This is a genomic window from Nocardiopsis halotolerans DSM 44410, from assembly GCF_000341065.1.
Classification (GTDB): Bacteria; Actinomycetota; Actinomycetes; order Streptosporangiales; family Streptosporangiaceae; genus Nocardiopsis; species Nocardiopsis halotolerans.
This window is the reverse complement of sequence record NZ_ANAX01000007.1, coordinates 46,696-61,571: the sequence shown is the minus strand read 5'-3', so window position 1 is coordinate 61,571 and position 14,876 is coordinate 46,696. Positions and strand designations below refer to the sequence as shown.

Sequence of the window (14,876 nt, the reverse complement as noted above, 5' to 3'; positions counted from 1 at the left end):
CAGGCGGTGGCGGACACGCGGGCGGTCCGCCGGTCGAATCGGCGGGCCGTACCGCGCATGAAGGACAGGAACAGGCTGGCCTGGCCCCCGGCGCCGCGCAGGCCCCCGTAGGCGGAGGCCACGACGGCCTCCTTGTACCGGGCGGCGACCCGGCCGGTGAGGAAGAATCCGCGCGGGCTGTCGTCGGCGCGCACGAACTGGATGAGCCCGTCGCGGCGGCCCAGGCTGACGCACTGGAACACGTAGCCGAACGTGGTGCCGTCGGGTTCGCGCCCGGCCAGGCGGTCGGTGATCGCGTCGGCGGCGCCCCACCCCATGGGCAGTCCCATGGCGCACGACATCCGCAGCTCCCGGCCGTCCGCCCCGGGCATGTGGGCGGCGTCACCGACCACGTACACGTCGGGGTGGGAGACCGAGCGCAGGGTGGTGTCCACCAGGGCGCGCCCGCCTCCGTCCACGTCGAGCCCGGCGTCGGCGGCCAGGGACGAGGCGGTGAAACCGGAGTTCCACACCACGAGGTCGGCGGCGACGCTGGTGCCGTCCTCCAGGGTGAGTCCGCGGGCGTCCACGGAGGCCACCGCGGCTTCCTCGCGCAGGGTGACGCCCAGGCGGCGGAGTGTCCGGCGTACGTGCGCCCGCGCCCGGGGATCGGCCCCGGGCGCGACCCGGCCGCGGGTGAGCAGTTCGATCCTCGGGCCGGGGTGGCTCTCGGCGAGTTCCGTGGCCACCTCCAGACCGGTGAACCCGCCGCCGACCACGGCCAGGCGCCCGGGGCGCTCGTCGGCGAGGCGCCGGGCGAGCACGCGGGCCCCGTCGAGGGTCGCGACGTCCTCGGTGTGATGGTCCGCGCCCGGCGCCCCGGCGCGTCCCGCGGCGCTGCCCAGGGCGTGGACGAGGGTGTCGTAGGCGATCTCATGGAGCGCACCGTCCACGCGCACGCTCACGGTCCGGGCCCGGGTGTCGAGTCCCTCCACCCGGCCGACGACGAGGGAGACGCCCTCGTCGAGGGAGTCGGTCAGGGGGTGGACGCCCACCTCCTGACCGGCTGCGACCTGGTGCAGGCGGACGCGTTCGACGAAGTCGGCGGTGGCGTTGACGAGGGTGACCCGGGCGTCGAGCNGGGGAGCCGGTCGCGCCGGGCGTTGCGGGCGGCGCGGCCGGCCGCGGCGAGTCCGGCGTACCCCGCGCCGAGGACGACGATGTCGTGTGCCATGGAGGGCTCCTCACAGTGTCGTGGCCTGTCACGACACATGACGGGACGGGGGACCGGGAACGTGACGTGGCCGCCCGTGACGCGTCTCACCTCATGAGACGGAACGCCCGCGCGGCCGGGGTTCGCGAGAAAACCCCAGGCGGACACAGAGGTGATGAACGTCCACATAATGAGACAAATGTTCCACACAGTGGCATGCGGAGCTAGCATCCAGCCATCCGTACTCACTGACCTGGAAAGAACTCCCATGACGGACGTCGCCCCACACGCACCGGACAAGGCCGATCCACCGGCCAACCCCAAGCGGAAGGTCCTCACGGCCAGCCTCATGGGGACGTCCATCGAGTTCTACGACTTCTACATCTACGCGACGGCCGCGGTCCTGGTCTTCCCGGCGCTCTTCTTCCCCGAGGGCGACATGATGGCCTCGCGGTTGCAGTCGCTGGCCACGTTCGCCATCGCGTTCGTCGCCCGCCCCATCGGCTCCTGGGTGTTCGGCCACTTCGGCGACCGCGTCGGGCGCAAGGCCACCCTGGTGGCGTCGCTGCTGACCATGGGCGTCTCCACCGTCGGCATCGGCCTGCTCCCCACCTACGCGCAGGTGGGCCTTCTGGCCCCGCTGCTGCTGGCGCTGTGCCGGTTCGGCCAGGGGTTGGGCCTGGGCGGCGAGTGGGGCGGCGCGGCCCTGCTGGCCACCGAGAACGCCCCTCCCGGCAGGCGCGGCTTCTACGGCTCGTTCCCGCAGTTGGGCGCGCCGATCGGGTTCTTCCTCGCCAACGGCGTGTTCCTGATCCTGAGCCAGGTCATGAGCGACGAGACCTTCCTGGCCTGGGGCTGGCGGGTGCCGTTCCTGCTCTCGACCGTGCTGATCGCGGTCGGCCTGTGGGTCCGTCTGACCCTGCACGAGACCCCCGCCTTCGCCAGGCTCCTCGCCTCCGGTGAACGGGCCAAGACGCCCATGGTGGAGGTCTTCCGCACCAGCTGGCCCGCCGTGGTCCTGGGCACGCTGATCATGCTCGCCACGTACGTGCTGTTCTACCTGATGACGGTCTTCTCCCTGGGCTTCGGCACCGACCCGGTGGAGGGTCTGGGCTACGACCGCTCACAGTTCCTGGTGTTCCTGCTCGTGGGCGTGGTGTTCTTCGGCCTGTTCACGCCCGTCGCGGGGCTGCTCGCCGACCGGTTCGGCCGCAAGCCCGTCCTGGTCTGGGTCACCGTCGCGATCATCGTCTTCGGCTTCGCCATGGGGCCGCTGATGGGCTCCGGCGGCACCGTGGGCGTGCTGGCCTTCCTGGTCGTGGGCCTGTCCCTGATGGGCCTGACCTTCGGGCCGATGGCCTCCGTCCTGCCGGAGCTGTTCCCGACCAGGGTGCGCTACACCGGCGCCTCGGTGGCCTACAACCTGGCAGGCCTGCTGGGCGCCTCGTTCGCCCCCTACATCGCCACCTGGCTCGCGGGCACCTTCGGCCTGGCGTGGGTCGGCGGATACCTGGTGCTGGTCGCCGCGATCACCCTCGTGGCGCTGCTGATCAGCCGCGAGACGCGCGACGACTCGCTCGACGCGACCACGGTGCGGGTGACCAGAAGGTAGCTCACACGACGCGGTGCGGCGGCTCCCGGCCCTCGACGAAGGCGGCCACCGCGGCGGCCCACGCCGCCCGGCGGCGCTCCTGGCACTCGCGGGTGTTGGCGGCGAACCGGGAGCTGAGCACCAGGTTGTCCAGTTCGGGGTAGGGGTCGTGCCCACCGATCAGGTCCAGGCCCGCGCCCCGGATGCGCCGCTCGCCCAGGGCGGCGGCCAGGGCGCGCGGGTCGAGGACCTCGTCGGGGGAGATGCTCACCAGGACCGCCGAGGGCTTCATCAGGGCGAGTTCCTCCGCGCCCAGCAGCCCCCGGGAGTCGTCGTTGAGCGGCAGGGTGAGGAAGACGGCGTCGGACACCGACAGGAGCTTGGTCAGTTCCACCGGGGTCGAGCCCTCCACCCGGCGCGGGGAACGGTTGGCGTGGAGCACCTCCATGCCCAGGCCGCGGACCATGCGCGCGACTCCGGAGCCGATGTGTCCCATGCCGACGATCCCGGCGACCTTGCCGGAGATCTCCATCCCCTGCTCCCCCGCGCACAGCATGTCGCCCGCGCGGACGCGCGCGTGGACCGGCACGACGTTCTTGGCGACGGCCATCATCAGGGCGACGGCGTGCTCGGCCACCGCGTCGCCGGTGTACCCGCCCGTGTTGCACACGGCGACGCCGCGCTCGCGGCAGTGGTCCAGGTCCACGTACTCCACGGCGGTCGTGGTGACCACGACCAGCTCCAGCTCGGGCAGCAGACGCAGGTTCCGCGCTCCCAGGTCCATGTAGGTGGTGACCAGGATCTGCGTGTCCGGGTGGCGCCGGAACTCCCGTGCCGGGTCGAGCGCTCCGCTGGGGTCCTGCACCCAGTGCGTCTCCAGGGGACCGGCGACGCGGTCCAGGACGTCGGTGGGCACGGGGGCGCGGTCGTTGAGCACCAGGCAGCGGCGGGTCGGGCCGTCGCCCCCCGAGGTGACGGTGCGGGTGCGGTCGGCGCCGTCGGCCGGGTCAGGCATCTCCCAGGACCTCCTCGACGTCCTTGTAGCGTTTCCAGGGCAGGCCGTGCAGGAACTCCCGGGCGTCCTCGCCGTGGGCCCTCCACACGTCGGGCGCCCACTCCTGTTCCAGGTTGCACCATCCGGTCAGGGGATACAGGTGCTGGAAGGGCGGCGGCGGGGGCATCTCCGCCGCCACGCGCTCGGCCAGGGCGGCCAGTCGCGGGCGGTCGACGTCGCCGACCAGGGCCAGGGCATCGGCCAGGTCGGTGTTGCCGCCGCCGAGGCCGTACCCGTTCAGGGAGCCGTCCACGAGGTCGAAACCCGACTCCAGCGCGACCCGGGAGTTGGCGACCGCGTGGCCGAGGTTGTCGTGGGCGTGGAACCCCGCCATGCCGGGCCAGGCCGCGCGTACGCCGGTGAAGAGTTCGGCGGCGCGCTCGGGCAGCAGGGCGCCCCGTGAGTCGGCCAGGTAGATCCAGTCGGCCACGCCCGCGCGGTCGACGCGCTCGACGGCGGCGACGATTTCCTCGGGTTCGTAGGCGGTGATGCTGATGAGGTTGAGCGAGCAGGTCACCCCGGTGGATCTCACGGCCTCCGCGGCGGCGAGCACGTGCTCCACCCGCTCCACGAAGCAGGTGAGCCGGACCACGTCGAGCACCTCGGCGCGCGGCCGCAGCAGGGCGGCGACCTCGCTCGGGCTCCTGCCGTTCACACCGAGCATGGCGACCACACGAGCCCGTCCGGTGTCCTCGCCGACCTGGCGCAGCAGGTCGGGGGCGCACTGGAGTACGGGTTCGAGCGCGGGGTCGTCGTTGACGTAGCCGACCTCCACGTAGGGCACGCCCACCTCGCCGAGGACCTTGGCGTGCTCGCGCACGGTGGCGTCGGAGAAGCGCCAGGCGTTGAGATAGCCGCCGTCGCGCAGGGTGACGTCCAGGACGCGGGGTCTTCGGGGTTCGGTGGCGATGTGTCGAGCGGGCAAGGTGTGCCTCCTGACAAGCGCCGAATGTTCGCTTTGAGTAAGCTGACCACTACCCAGAGCAGTCAAACATTCGTGTGGCGGTACGCCCACTGTTTGGGTCGCCCGTTCCTCCGGGTAGTGGGGAAGCGGGGTCCGCGCCGTCCGCGGCACGCTCCGGGCGGTCACGGGCGGCGGGGAAAGGAAGACGAGGACATTCGTGGCGGGGGGCTTGTCATGGCTGGAAGAAGCGGTGCGACTGGGCGGCAGCCGGACCCGGTCGCCGGGCCGGTCGCGCCACCGGGGCCGCGCGGGGCGTCCGACGAGTACGCGGGGACCGACCGTCTCTCCGATGAGCAGGAGCTCCTGGTGGGGACCGACACCATCGAGGGCGACGACGAGTCCAGCTTCATCGTGCTGGCACGGCAGACCTGTTTCAACCTGCTGGCCACACGCGACGTCGGCCGTGTGGCCTTCACCATCGAGGGCGACGCCGCACCGACGGTCCTGCCGGTGAACTACGCGATGGTCGACGAGGGCATCGTGTTCCGTTCGGCTCTGGCGGGTGCGATCATGCGCCACGCGCGCGGCTACGCCGCCTTCCAGGTCGACAGCCTCGACGAGGAGCGCCACGAGGGGTGGAGCGTGCTCGCCAGCGGTCGCTGCGAGTGGGTCCGTGGGACCGAGGAGCTGTCCCGCATTCCGCAGGGCCGCCTGCCCCAGCCGTGGGCCGAGGGCGTACGCGACCAGGTCCTGCGCATCACCCCGGGCAGGTTGAGCGGGCGGCAGATCCACCAGCACTGACATCGCACCGGTACGGGTCCGGCCATGTTCCCGAGGGTGTGTAGCCAGCCGGGGCCCGTGCCTCTTCGCCGGGGCTTGGGTCGCGGTCAGTCGGCCGGACGGTGCAACAGGAACGCTCCCGAGTAGACGGGCCGGTCCAGGCGCTGGTCCTCGGTGGCCACGTACTCGTCCAGGACGGCGACGATGCGGCGGTCCAGCTCCGCCACCTCCTCGTCGGACAGGTGCAGCACGAAGCGCGCGAAGGTGCGCACCGACTCCGATCCGGCCTCGGCCAGTTCCTGTTGGAAGGCCTCGACCGGCGCGGCGGCCGAACCGGTGTCGGTGTCCAGGAGGGGCCCGTCCAGCCACCAGGTCTCCCCGGTGGCGCGGTAGGGCTTCTCCAGGGCGCCGCTGGCCCCGGTGCGTACGGGCGCGGGCAGGAGCAGCCCGGCGTCCACGAGCTGGCGGACGTGGTACAGGACCGTTCCCGGGGTGGTCTCCAGCCGCTCGGCGAGCTCCTTGTTGGTGAGCTCCCGGGCCAGGCAGAGCCGGAGGATGCGCACGCGCATCGGGTGGCCCAGGGCCTTGGCCTCCTGAACCGTGGCCGGGCGTCGCGTACGGGGACGGGGTGCGTCCCCACTCTGTTCCTGTTCACCCATGGCTCCGAGCGTAACAATGATCGATTTTCGTGGAATCGATTGAGTTTTCTCAATCGATCTGCCAATCTCAATCATATGACGAACGACTCCCCCCGCCGCTCCGAGCCCGCCCCGGCTCGACGCACCGCGCCGCTGGGCGCCGCCTTCTGGAACCTGTGGACCTCCTCGGCGCTGTCCAACCTCGCCGACGGCGTCCTGAAGGTGGTGCTGCCGCTGGTGGCGCTGCGCTTCACCGACTCCCCCACCCTCATCGCCGGGGTGACCTTCGCGCTGACCATCCCGTGGCTGCTGTGCGCGCTCCCGGCCGGGGCCCTGGCCGACCGGCTCGACCGGCGCCGGGTGATGCTGGGCGCCAACCTCGTCCGGGCCCTGCTGCTCACCGCCCTGGCGCTGGGCCTGGCCCTGGACCTGGGGTCGATCTGGCTGCTGTACGCGGTGGCGCTGGGCGTCGGGGTCACCGAGACCCTCTACGACACCTCGGCGCAGTCGATCCTGCCGCAGCTGGTCGACCGCGACCGGCTCCCACGCGCCAACGGACGGCTGCACACCGCCGAACTGACCGCGAACCAGTTCCTCGGGCCTCCCCTGGGCGGCCTGCTGGTGGCGGTGGGCGCGGCGGTGTCCTTCACCGCCCCGGCCGCACTGTGGCTGGTGGCGGTGGGCGCACTGTGGCTGGTGCGCGGACGGTTCCGGGTCGGGCGGGAGACACGCACCAGCATGCGCGCCGACATCGTCGAGGGGCTGCGTTTCCTGGTGCGCCACCGGGTCCTGCGCTCGTTCGCGGTCATGGTGGGTGTCAGCAACTTCGGCACCAGTGCGGCCTTCACCGTCCTGGTCCTCTTCGCGGTCGGCCCGGGCTCCCCCATGGGGCTGTCCGAGCCCGCCTACGGCCTGCTCATGACCACCGTCGCGGCGGGCAGCGTGGTCGGAGCCCTGTGCGCCGGGCGGGTCGAGGACCTGCTGGGGCGGGCCTGGTCGCTGCGGGTCTCCGTGCTCACCTTCGGCCTGCTCGTCGGCGTTCCGGCGGTGACCGCCGATCCCGTCCTGGTCGCGGCGGGCTTCTTCGTGGGCGGGCTGGGGATCGCCGTGTGGAACGTCATCACGGTGTCGCTGCGCCAGCGCGTCACCCCCGACGCCCTGCTCGGACGGGTCAACAGCGGATACCGACTGCTGGCCTGGGGCACCATGCCGCTGGGAGCCGCCGCGGGCGGGCTCATCGCCCAGTTCCTCGGCCTGACGTGGGTGTTCGCGATCATGGGGGCCCTGTGCCTGGGTCTGCTCGCCGGGCTGGTCCGGATGGACGACGCGACCCTGGCCGCCGCCGAGCGCGGGGCCGACGCGAGCCGGTGAGGACGGTGAAAAGAGGTGGACTCCCCCAACCGCCTGGTGGAGCATGGGGTGCCATGACCCCACCCGACGAAGAGGTGCTGGAGGGCGGTAACGTCGCCGACCAGGTGGTGCGCGTGGGCCGGACCGTGCGCAAACCGTGGCGGCACTCCTCCCGCTCCGTGACGCTCCTGCTCAGGTACCTGCGTCTGCGCGGCTACGAATCCTCCCCTTCCGTGCTCGCCAGGGACCGGCGGGGCCGCCAGACACTCGGGTACGTGCCCGGAACGATGGCGGACCGGATGGCGCCGATGACGGAGGAGGAACTGCGCCGACTGGGCGGGATCATCCGCCGCCTCCACGACCTGACCATCGAGTACCGCCCCGATGAGGAGCCGGTGTGGGAGGTGCCCATCCCGCACGAGCGCGAGGAGCTCGTCTGCCACAACGACCTGGCGCCGTGGAACCTGGTGCGGGACGGTGACGCCTGGACCTTCATCGACTGGGACAACGCCGGTCCGGGCACGCGCATGGGCGACCTCGGGTACGCCGCGCACGGCTTCGTTCCCCTCCATGAGGGCGGCGATCCGGAACACGACGCGCGGCGGCTGCGCGTCCTGGCCGACGGGTACGGGTGTGACGACGACCAGCGCCGGGAACTGCCGGACGCGGTCCTCCAGCGCGTGCGCGGCATGTACGACCTGCTGGTGGAGGGGGCGCGGACGGGCCGCCAGCCGTGGGCGCGCCTGCACGCGGAGGGGCACGCCGACCACTGGGGAGCAGCGTCGGAGTACGTGGAGCGCAACCGCGAGGTGTGGCTGGCGGCGTTGTTGGCGTGGTGCGGTGACCGGAAAGGCCCACCGAATTCGCCGTGATCCCGTACTCGTGGCGAGGTTCGGCGGTCGAGACGCGCCGTGAGTACGGGATCGGCGCGGGTCGGGTCGCACGCTTCACACCGGAGACGCTTCCGGCCGACTCACCGGGACGCGGTCCAGACGAAGGCGGCCGAGATCGGGTGGCCCCGGAACCTCTCCCACTTGGGTTTGGCCGCGACCCAGGTGTCGTCCACGGTGGCCTCGGACATCTCGGCGAGGGTCCACCCGGCGGCCGTGGCGGCGCGCACGTGGTCGCTGATCAGGTGGACGTGGGTGGCGATGGCGATGTCCTCGCCGGAGGCGTCGGTGTAGTGGGTGGGCATCCCCGAGACCATCGAGAACTGCGGGTGGTAGGCGACGAGCACGCAGGTGCCGCCGGGCCCGGTGAGCCTTCGGGCCTCGGCGTAGAAGGGCGCCAGGTCGGGCAGGTGCTCGTCGATGAGCGAGGCGATGACCAGGTCGTAGGCGCCGCCGGGAAGGCCGGTGTCACGCACGTCGCCCCGTGTGAGGGTGTCGTGGGCGCCGCGCTTGTCGGCCAGCGCCAGCATGCCGGAGCTGAGGTCGACGCCGTCGACGCGGTCGGCCCCGTGGCCGCGGAGCCAGGAGCCGGTGCGGCCGGTGCCGCAGCCCAGGTCGGCGACGCGGGTGAGGGACGACCAGTCGGGGACGGTGAGGCCGTCGAGGAGGGCCAGGTCCATGGCGTCCAGGACGGAGTCCTCGTAGGTGGTGGACCAACCGTCGTAGCCCGTGGCCACGTCGACGGTGCGGTAGTGGCGGGTGTCGAAGTCCGCGAAGTTCGGCATGGGGGCGAGTATGGCGTGGTCAGCGGCGCGGGGGCCAGCCCTTTTCGGTGGGAACGGCCGCCGGAGCCGGCCGCCGGAAAACCCGTTGCCCGCGTTTCGGGCGAGCTCCTAGGCTGGTCGCCATGTGCTGCTTCTGCGGTGTCACCGACCGGGCGTCCGCCTGGTCGGTGAACTCCCACTCCCTGGTCGTCCGTCCCCGGTCCGCTCGCCTGGACCGGTAGGTCGGTCCCGGCCGCCGCACCCCTTCGGGGGTGGTCCGGCCGCCGGGAGACCTCTTTCCCGCCCGCGCCCCGTGCGTGCCCTGACGGTACGCGCGGGGGTGTGCGCCGTGGCGCCCACTCCCCCGCTCCGCCGTCGGCGGAGCCCGCCCGGGTCCCTTCCCGGCCGTACCGCCGACGTTGGTCGGCGCGGTGGCGTTCGCGGGCGACGTTCCCCGCGTGGTTTCACCGGTCCAGGTCCAGTCGCGTCCTCCTCTCCTCGGACGGGCTGCCCGGACCTTCCTTCCGTGCGCGCCGTGTGGCGTGCCCGTTCGTGCCGCCCGTCCTCGTCGGCCGCCTCCGGGCGGCTGGAACGGACCTTCCTGTGGCACGTACCGAACACTCGCGGCGCACGAACACCCGTGGCGACCGGCGCCGCCTCTCCCAGAACTTCCTGACCGACCGCGCGTGGGCCCGCCGCGTGGTGCGGGTGGCGGGCGTGGGCCCCGAGGACCTGGTGGTGGAGGTGGGCCCGGGCGACGGCGCCATCACCCGCTTCCTGGCCCCCGCCGTTCGCGGGGTCCTCGCCTACGAGATCGACCCGCGTCTGGCCGAACGGCTCTCCGCCCGTTACCGCGACCCCGCGTCCGGGGTGCGGGTGGTGCGCGCCGACTTCACCCGCGTGCGTCCGCCGCGCGGGGAGTTCCACGTGGTGGGCAACATCCCCTACGCCCGCACCGCCGACATCGTGCGGTGGTGCCTGGGCGCACGGAGTCTGTCCTCGGCCACGCTCGTGACCCAGTGGGAGTACGCGTGCAAGCGCACCGGCGGATTCGGCAGATGGAGCCGGTTGACGGTGGCCACCTGGCCGGAGTGGTCCTGGTCGCTGGCCGGGCGGATCGACAGGCGGCGGTTCCGTCCGGTGCCGCGTGTGGACGCGGGGGTGCTGGTGCTGCGCAGGCGCCGCACACCCCTGGTGGACCCGGGGCGGATGGGCGGTTACCGGCGCATGGTGGAACTGGGATTCGGCGGTGTGGGCGGGTCGTTGGGCGCGTCGCTGCGCCGCGCCCATCCCGCACGGCGGGTGGACCGGGCCCTGGCACGGGCCGGGATCGCACCGGACGCCCCGGTCGGGCACGTGGCCCCCGAGCAGTGGCTGGAGGCGTTCCACGTGCTGGACACCTGAGGTCGCGCCGCCTCCGGCACGGGGGTTCGACGGACGCCCCGGGCGCGCTCCCTCAGTGCAGGAAGTCCAGGAGGGCGGCGGTGAGTTCGGCCGGCGCGTCCTCCTGGACGAGGTGACCGGCCCCGGGCAGGGTCCGCAGGCGCGCGCCGGGGATCGCGTCGGCGAGCCGCCGCCCGCGTTCCGGGGGAAGCCAGGTGTCCTCCCGTCCCCACACCACCAGCACCGGCAGGTCGAGGTCGGCGTACCCGTCCTCGACCTCGGCGGTGTGGCGCTCGTCGGCCTGCGCGATCTGCCGGTAGAACGCGGGCTGTCCGTCCGCGCCGAGCCAGGGGCGCACCAGCGCGTCCAGGGTGTCGGCGCGCGGTTCACGGTGCGCGGCCGAGGTGACGTAGGCGCGTACCAGGGCCTCGTGCAGGTGCGGGGGCAGCGCGGCGAACACGTCGGCGTTGGCGTTGACGAGACGGAAGAAGTCGCTGCCCCACGGGCGGACACTGACGGCGTCGACCAGGGCGAGGCGGTCGTAGGGCACCTTGTCCAGGACGGCCGCGCGCAGGGCGACCGCGCCGCCGAAGTCGTGCGCCACCACGGCGGGGCGTTCCAGCCCCCAGTGGTCCAGCAGCGCGGTGAACGCGGCTTGTTGGGCGGGCAGTGACACGTCCTGCCCGTCGTACTTGGCCGAGGCCCCGTAGCCGGGCATGTCCCACACGTGGACGGTGTACCGGGTGCTGAGCGCGCGGGCGACGTGGCGCCAGACGCGGGAGGAGAAGGGCGTGCCGTGCATCAGCACGAGCGGGTCCCCCTCCCCGAAGCGGGCCCAGCGCACGGTTCCGTTGTGCGCCTCGAAGCTCTGGTCGAGTGTCCAGGCGTCGTCGCCCATGGCGTGCCTTTCCGTCGTGGGGTCGTTGGCCGTACGAGGGTAGGGGGCGGCGGTGACGATCCGGTGCCGTACCGCCGCTCCCGAGCGCGACCGTCACACCCGCAGGATCGCGAAGCACTCCCCCGGCACGCTGACGGTGGTTCCGGTGGTCCTCGGCTGACCGTTGGCGAGCAGGAGTTCGCGCGGGGCCGTGTCCAGTTCCACCTCGGCGCCGTCGGGGTCCAGGTTGCACACCACCCGCAGGCCGCCCNNTTGGCCACGACCGCGAAGCGGTCCAGGCGCGGGTCGGACAGCTCCGGTTCCAGGCGGCGCAGGGCGATGAGCGCCTTGTAGGTGTCCAGGACCAGCCCGTGCGGTCCGCGTCCGGCCTGGGACCAGTCCAGGACCGCGCTGTCGCGGGTGGCCGGATCCATGGGGTCGGGGACGTCCTCCTCGGCCCATCCCAGGGCGGCGAACTCGCGGCGTCGGCCCTCGCGGACCCCCCTGACCAGGTCGGGGTCGGTGAAGGAGGCGAAGAACGGCCAGGGCGTGGTGGCCGCCCACTCCTCCCCCATGAAGATCATGGGTGTGTGGGGTGAACACAGCACCAGGGCGGCGCCGCAGGCGAGCAGGCCCGGGGAGACGTGTTCGCCCATGCGGTCGCCCCGGGCCCGGTTGCCGATCTGGTCGTGGGTGCTCAGGTAGGCCAGGAAGCGGCTTCCGGGTACGCGCACGGTGTCCACGGGCGCGCCGTGGACGCGGCCGCGGAAGCTGGAGTGGGTGCCCGCGTGCCAGAACACGCGGGTGAGTGTGGTGGGCAGCGCGTCGGGGTCGGCGAAGTCGGCGTAGTAGCCGTGGGTCTCGCCGGTGAGGGCGACGTGCAGGGCGTGGTGGAGGTCGTCGGACCACTGGGCGGTCATGCCCAGGCCGCCCGCCTCGCGGGGCAGGACGGTACGGGGATCGTTGCGGTCGGACTCGGCGATCAGGGACAGCGGTCGGCCCAGGGTCGTGGCCAGGGCGTCGACCTCCTCCGAGAGTTCGGCCAGCAGCGGGGTGGCGCGGTCGTCGCGTAGGGCCTGCACGGCGTCCAGGCGCAGTCCGTCCAGATGGTAGTGGCGCAGCCAGTCGCGGGCGTTGTCGATGACCATGCGGCGGACCGGGTCGGAGTCGGGGCCGTCCAGGTTGAGGGAGGGTCCCCAGGCGTTCTCCCCGCTGAAGTAGGGGCCGAAGCGGGGCGTGTAGGCGCCCGAGGGACCGAGGTGGTTGTAGACCACGTCGAGCAGGACGGCCAGGCCGCGGGCGTGGCAGGCGTCGACCAGGGACTTGAGGGCGTCGGGGCCGCCGTAGGGTGCGTGGACGGCCGCCCACAGGACGCCGTCGTAGCCCCAGCCGTGGGTGCCGTCGAAGGCGTTGACCGGCATGAGTTCGACGTGGGTGACGCCGAGGTCGACCAGGTGGTCGAGGTGGTCGGTGACGGCTTTCAGGGTGCCCTCGGGGGTGAAGGTGCCCACGTGCAGTTCGTAGACGACCGCACCGGCCAGGGGGCGTCCGGTCCAGGTGGTGTCGGTCCAGGCGAAGGCCGCGTGGTCGTGGACGCGGCTGGGCCCGTGGACGCCGTGGGGTTGGTGGAGTGAGCGCGGATCGGGCAGGGGCTGGGGGTCGTCGTCCAGGAGGTAGGCGTACTCGGTGCCGGGTCCGGCCCCGTCGACCCGTGCGCGCCACCAGCCGTCGTCGTCGCGCCGCATGGTGACGTCCCGCGGCCCCGGGGAGCCGGGGTTCTCGGTGCCCGGGGTGCCGTCGGGGCCGTAGAGGCGCAGGCGGACGCGGTCGCGGTGGGGTGCCCACACGGCGAATTCGCCGTCGACGCCGATCCCGGGGATGACGGGGGTGACGTGGGTGTCGGGTGTGGTCAGGACGGTTTCCGGTTCGATCACGGAGGGTGATATACCCCGTCGCCGTGCCCGCCACCCGCCCCAAGGGCCCTGCCCGTTCCGGGCCCGGTCGCGGTTGACGTCCCCTGCTGGGAATGACGGGATTCCACCATCCCTGGCGAGCGGTGGATGCGGGGGCGGCCCTGGCGGCGACGGTCGTCCACAGGCGCGGACCGGGGCTGGCGGCGCGGGTGCCCGCCGCGGTTTCCTGGATACACGGGGGTGCTCGGCGTCCGCCCGCTTCGGCGTGCCCGCACCCGGCCAGGGTCAGAGCCCCTCGCCGTGCACCGACGTCGGCTGCGGCTGCGGCGACCAGGATGGCGACGACACCGGGAACAGTGAAGGCCACCGGGACGGCCCCGCTCTGCGTCAGCGCCTGCCACCCGGGGAACCGTGCTCCCGGGCATGCGGGGACGGCCCCAGGCACCGCTGAGCGCACAGCTTCTCGTGGTGCTGCCCGCACCGTGGCGCTTCGGGGCCGCGGGCGGTGTGACGGCGCGCCTCAGGGACGCGGGCGGTAGGTGTGCAGGCGCACCGCGCCCGTGACGGCCACCGGTTCGGGTAGGGCCCCGATGCGGGCGCGCAGGTCCCCGGGGTCGATGTGGCGGGCGCTGGGTCCCATGCCGACGACGGTCGCGGTGTCCGCGTGGTCCAGGTCCATCGTGAACCGCAGTTCCTCCACCCCGGACGGGGCGAAGCGCCCGTGCAGGGACTCGGCGAGGCGCTCGTCCTTGCGCGGGTCCACCTCCAGCAGGCCCAGCGGCCCGCGGAGTTCGGCGAGGTGCCCGGCCTCGGGGACGACCACCAGTAGCACACCGTCGGGCCGCAGGACCCGGTGGAACTCGGCGGCGTTGCGCGGCGCGAACACGTTGAGCAGGGCGTCCGCCGAGGCGTCGCGCAGCGGCAGGCCGCGCCAGGCGTCGGCGGTCACGGCACCGCCGCGTTCGTGCGCCCGCGCCGCCTTGCGGGCGGCGAACTTGGACACGTCGGCGGTCAGCCCCACGGCGTTCGGCAGGGCCTCCAGCACCCGGGTCAGGTGGTACCCGGTGCCGCCGCCGACGTCGGCGACCAGCGGCGCGGACGCGGTGAGTTCTCGGTCCAGGGCCGCGGCCAGCGCCTCGGAGATCGGGGTGTGGTGCCCCGCCTCCTGGAACCGGAGGCGGTCGGCGACCATCTCCTTGCTGTCGCCGGTCCCGGGCGGGGTGGCCCCGGTGAGCAGGCTCGCGTACCCCTCCCGGGCCACGTTGAAGCTGTGCCCGCCCGAGCAGGAGAGTCCGCGCTCGCCGAGGTCGAGTCCGCGCCCGCAGGCGGGGCAGGCCAGGGCCGCCGCGACGGGGCCGGGCATCCGCAGTCCGGGGCCGGTGTGGTGTGTGGTGTTCGTACGCGCCATGATCGCGCTCAGCCTATCCACGCTTCCACCGGACCGGGGCACCCCCGTGGTTCCGCCCCGTGGTTCCGCGACGCAGCGCCCGCCTCTGGGTCCGCCAGGGCCCGGTCCTTCCCGGGCCGGTCTCCGTTCCCC

At 73.0% G+C, this 14,876-nt stretch carries 11 protein-coding genes and 2 pseudogenes; 5 read left to right on the top strand and 8 right to left on the bottom strand.

All coding sequences use genetic code 11. The features are described from left to right. Positions 1 to 419 precede the first annotated feature (419 nt). Positions 420 to 1,061, bottom strand: a pseudogene (locus D455_RS34955) (FAD-dependent oxidoreductase); the annotation flags it as partial. Between the two features lie 399 nt (positions 1,062 to 1,460). Here D455_RS34955 and D455_RS0100515 point away from each other — a divergent pair. Next, a complete protein-coding gene (locus D455_RS0100515; RefSeq protein WP_017568805.1) occupies positions 1,461 to 2,804 on the top strand; it encodes an MFS transporter in 1,344 nt (447 codons plus the stop codon). A gap of 1 nt (position 2,805) precedes the next feature. On the opposite strand, the gene D455_RS0100510 is transcribed toward D455_RS0100515, so the two are convergent. Together D455_RS0100510 and D455_RS0100505 are read right to left on the bottom strand one after the other, a co-directional pair. Beyond that, the gene (locus D455_RS0100510) at positions 2,806 to 3,798 is read right to left on the bottom strand and encodes a 2-hydroxyacid dehydrogenase (protein WP_017568804.1); all 993 of its coding nucleotides are present in this window, start codon (positions 3,796 to 3,798) and stop codon (positions 2,806 to 2,808) included. Then, positions 3,791 to 4,762, bottom strand: a complete 972-nt coding sequence (locus D455_RS0100505) for a beta/alpha barrel domain-containing protein (protein WP_017568803.1) — start codon at positions 4,760 to 4,762, stop codon at positions 3,791 to 3,793. The genes D455_RS0100510 and D455_RS0100505 overlap by 8 nt, the downstream gene beginning before the upstream one ends. A gap of 213 nt (positions 4,763 to 4,975) precedes the next feature. Between D455_RS0100505 and D455_RS0100500 the strand changes: the two genes are divergently transcribed. Next, the gene (locus tag D455_RS0100500) at positions 4,976 to 5,542 is read left to right on the top strand and encodes a pyridoxamine 5'-phosphate oxidase family protein (RefSeq protein ID WP_026122170.1); all 567 of its coding nucleotides are present in this window, start codon (positions 4,976 to 4,978) and stop codon (positions 5,540 to 5,542) included. Positions 5,543 to 5,628: 86 nt separating this feature from the next. Here the strand turns inward: D455_RS0100500 and D455_RS0100495 are convergent, their stop codons facing one another. After that, positions 5,629 to 6,180 carry an ArsR/SmtB family transcription factor gene (locus D455_RS0100495; protein ID WP_017568801.1) on the bottom strand — a complete coding sequence of 184 codons (552 nt, stop codon included), beginning with the start codon at positions 6,178 to 6,180 and terminating at the stop codon, positions 5,629 to 5,631. A 75-nt stretch (positions 6,181 to 6,255) separates the two neighbouring features. Here D455_RS0100495 and D455_RS0100490 point away from each other — a divergent pair, with 75 nt between their 5' ends. Further along, positions 6,256 to 7,530, top strand: a complete 1,275-nt coding sequence (locus D455_RS0100490; protein WP_017568800.1) for an MFS transporter — start codon at positions 6,256 to 6,258, stop codon at positions 7,528 to 7,530. A gap of 53 nt (positions 7,531 to 7,583) precedes the next feature. Then, the gene (locus D455_RS0100485; RefSeq protein ID WP_017568799.1) at positions 7,584 to 8,381 is read left to right on the top strand and encodes a phosphotransferase; all 798 of its coding nucleotides are present in this window, start codon (positions 7,584 to 7,586) and stop codon (positions 8,379 to 8,381) included. 101 nt (positions 8,382 to 8,482) lie between these two features. Here the strand turns inward: D455_RS0100485 and D455_RS0100480 are convergent, their stop codons facing one another. Then, positions 8,483 to 9,184 (bottom strand): class I SAM-dependent DNA methyltransferase, encoded by a 702-nt coding sequence (locus D455_RS0100480; protein WP_017568798.1) that lies wholly within the window; start codon positions 9,182 to 9,184, stop codon positions 8,483 to 8,485. Between the two features lie 582 nt (positions 9,185 to 9,766). On the opposite strand from D455_RS0100480, the gene erm reads away from it, so the two are divergent. Further along, positions 9,767 to 10,567 (top strand): ErmE/ErmH/ErmO/ErmR family 23S rRNA (adenine(2058)-N(6))-methyltransferase, encoded by an 801-nt coding sequence (gene erm / locus D455_RS0100475; protein ID WP_017568797.1) that lies wholly within the window; start codon positions 9,767 to 9,769, stop codon positions 10,565 to 10,567. Positions 10,568 to 10,619: 52 nt separating this feature from the next. Here erm and D455_RS0100470 read toward each other — a convergent pair whose 3' ends face one another. From D455_RS0100470 to D455_RS0100460, 3 genes and pseudogenes are all read right to left on the bottom strand, one after another. Next, a complete protein-coding gene (locus D455_RS0100470) occupies positions 10,620 to 11,444 on the bottom strand; it encodes an alpha/beta fold hydrolase (RefSeq protein ID WP_017568796.1) in 825 nt (274 codons plus the stop codon). Between the two features lie 93 nt (positions 11,445 to 11,537). Beyond that, positions 11,538 to 13,336 (bottom strand): annotated as a pseudogene (treZ, locus tag D455_RS28765) (malto-oligosyltrehalose trehalohydrolase). A 520-nt stretch (positions 13,337 to 13,856) separates the two neighbouring features. After that, on the bottom strand, positions 13,857 to 14,744 hold the full coding sequence (locus D455_RS0100460) for a putative RNA methyltransferase (RefSeq protein ID WP_017568795.1): 888 nt from the start codon (positions 14,742 to 14,744) through the stop codon (positions 13,857 to 13,859). Between the last annotated feature and the right edge of the window lie 132 nt (positions 14,745 to 14,876).

Excerpts from the sequence above, each read along its gene's own strand:
- D455_RS0100515 (WP_017568805.1), top strand. The coding sequence starts at position 1,461 with ATGACGGACGTCGCCCCACACGCACCGGACAAGGCCGATCCACCGGCC.
- D455_RS0100510 (WP_017568804.1), bottom strand. The coding sequence starts at position 3,798 with ATGCCTGACCCGGCCGACGGCGCCGACCGCACCCGCACCGTCACCTCG.
- D455_RS0100500 (WP_026122170.1), top strand. The coding sequence starts at position 4,976 with ATGGCTGGAAGAAGCGGTGCGACTGGGCGGCAGCCGGACCCGGTCGCC.
- D455_RS0100495 (WP_017568801.1), bottom strand. The coding sequence starts at position 6,180 with ATGGGTGAACAGGAACAGAGTGGGGACGCACCCCGTCCCCGTACGCGA.
- D455_RS0100490 (WP_017568800.1), top strand. The coding sequence starts at position 6,256 with ATGACGAACGACTCCCCCCGCCGCTCCGAGCCCGCCCCGGCTCGACGC.
- D455_RS0100485 (WP_017568799.1), top strand. The coding sequence starts at position 7,584 with ATGACCCCACCCGACGAAGAGGTGCTGGAGGGCGGTAACGTCGCCGAC.
- D455_RS0100480 (WP_017568798.1), bottom strand. The coding sequence starts at position 9,184 with ATGCCGAACTTCGCGGACTTCGACACCCGCCACTACCGCACCGTCGAC.
- D455_RS0100470 (WP_017568796.1), bottom strand. The coding sequence starts at position 11,444 with ATGGGCGACGACGCCTGGACACTCGACCAGAGCTTCGAGGCGCACAAC.
- D455_RS0100460 (WP_017568795.1), bottom strand. The coding sequence starts at position 14,744 with ATGGCGCGTACGAACACCACACACCACACCGGCCCCGGACTGCGGATG.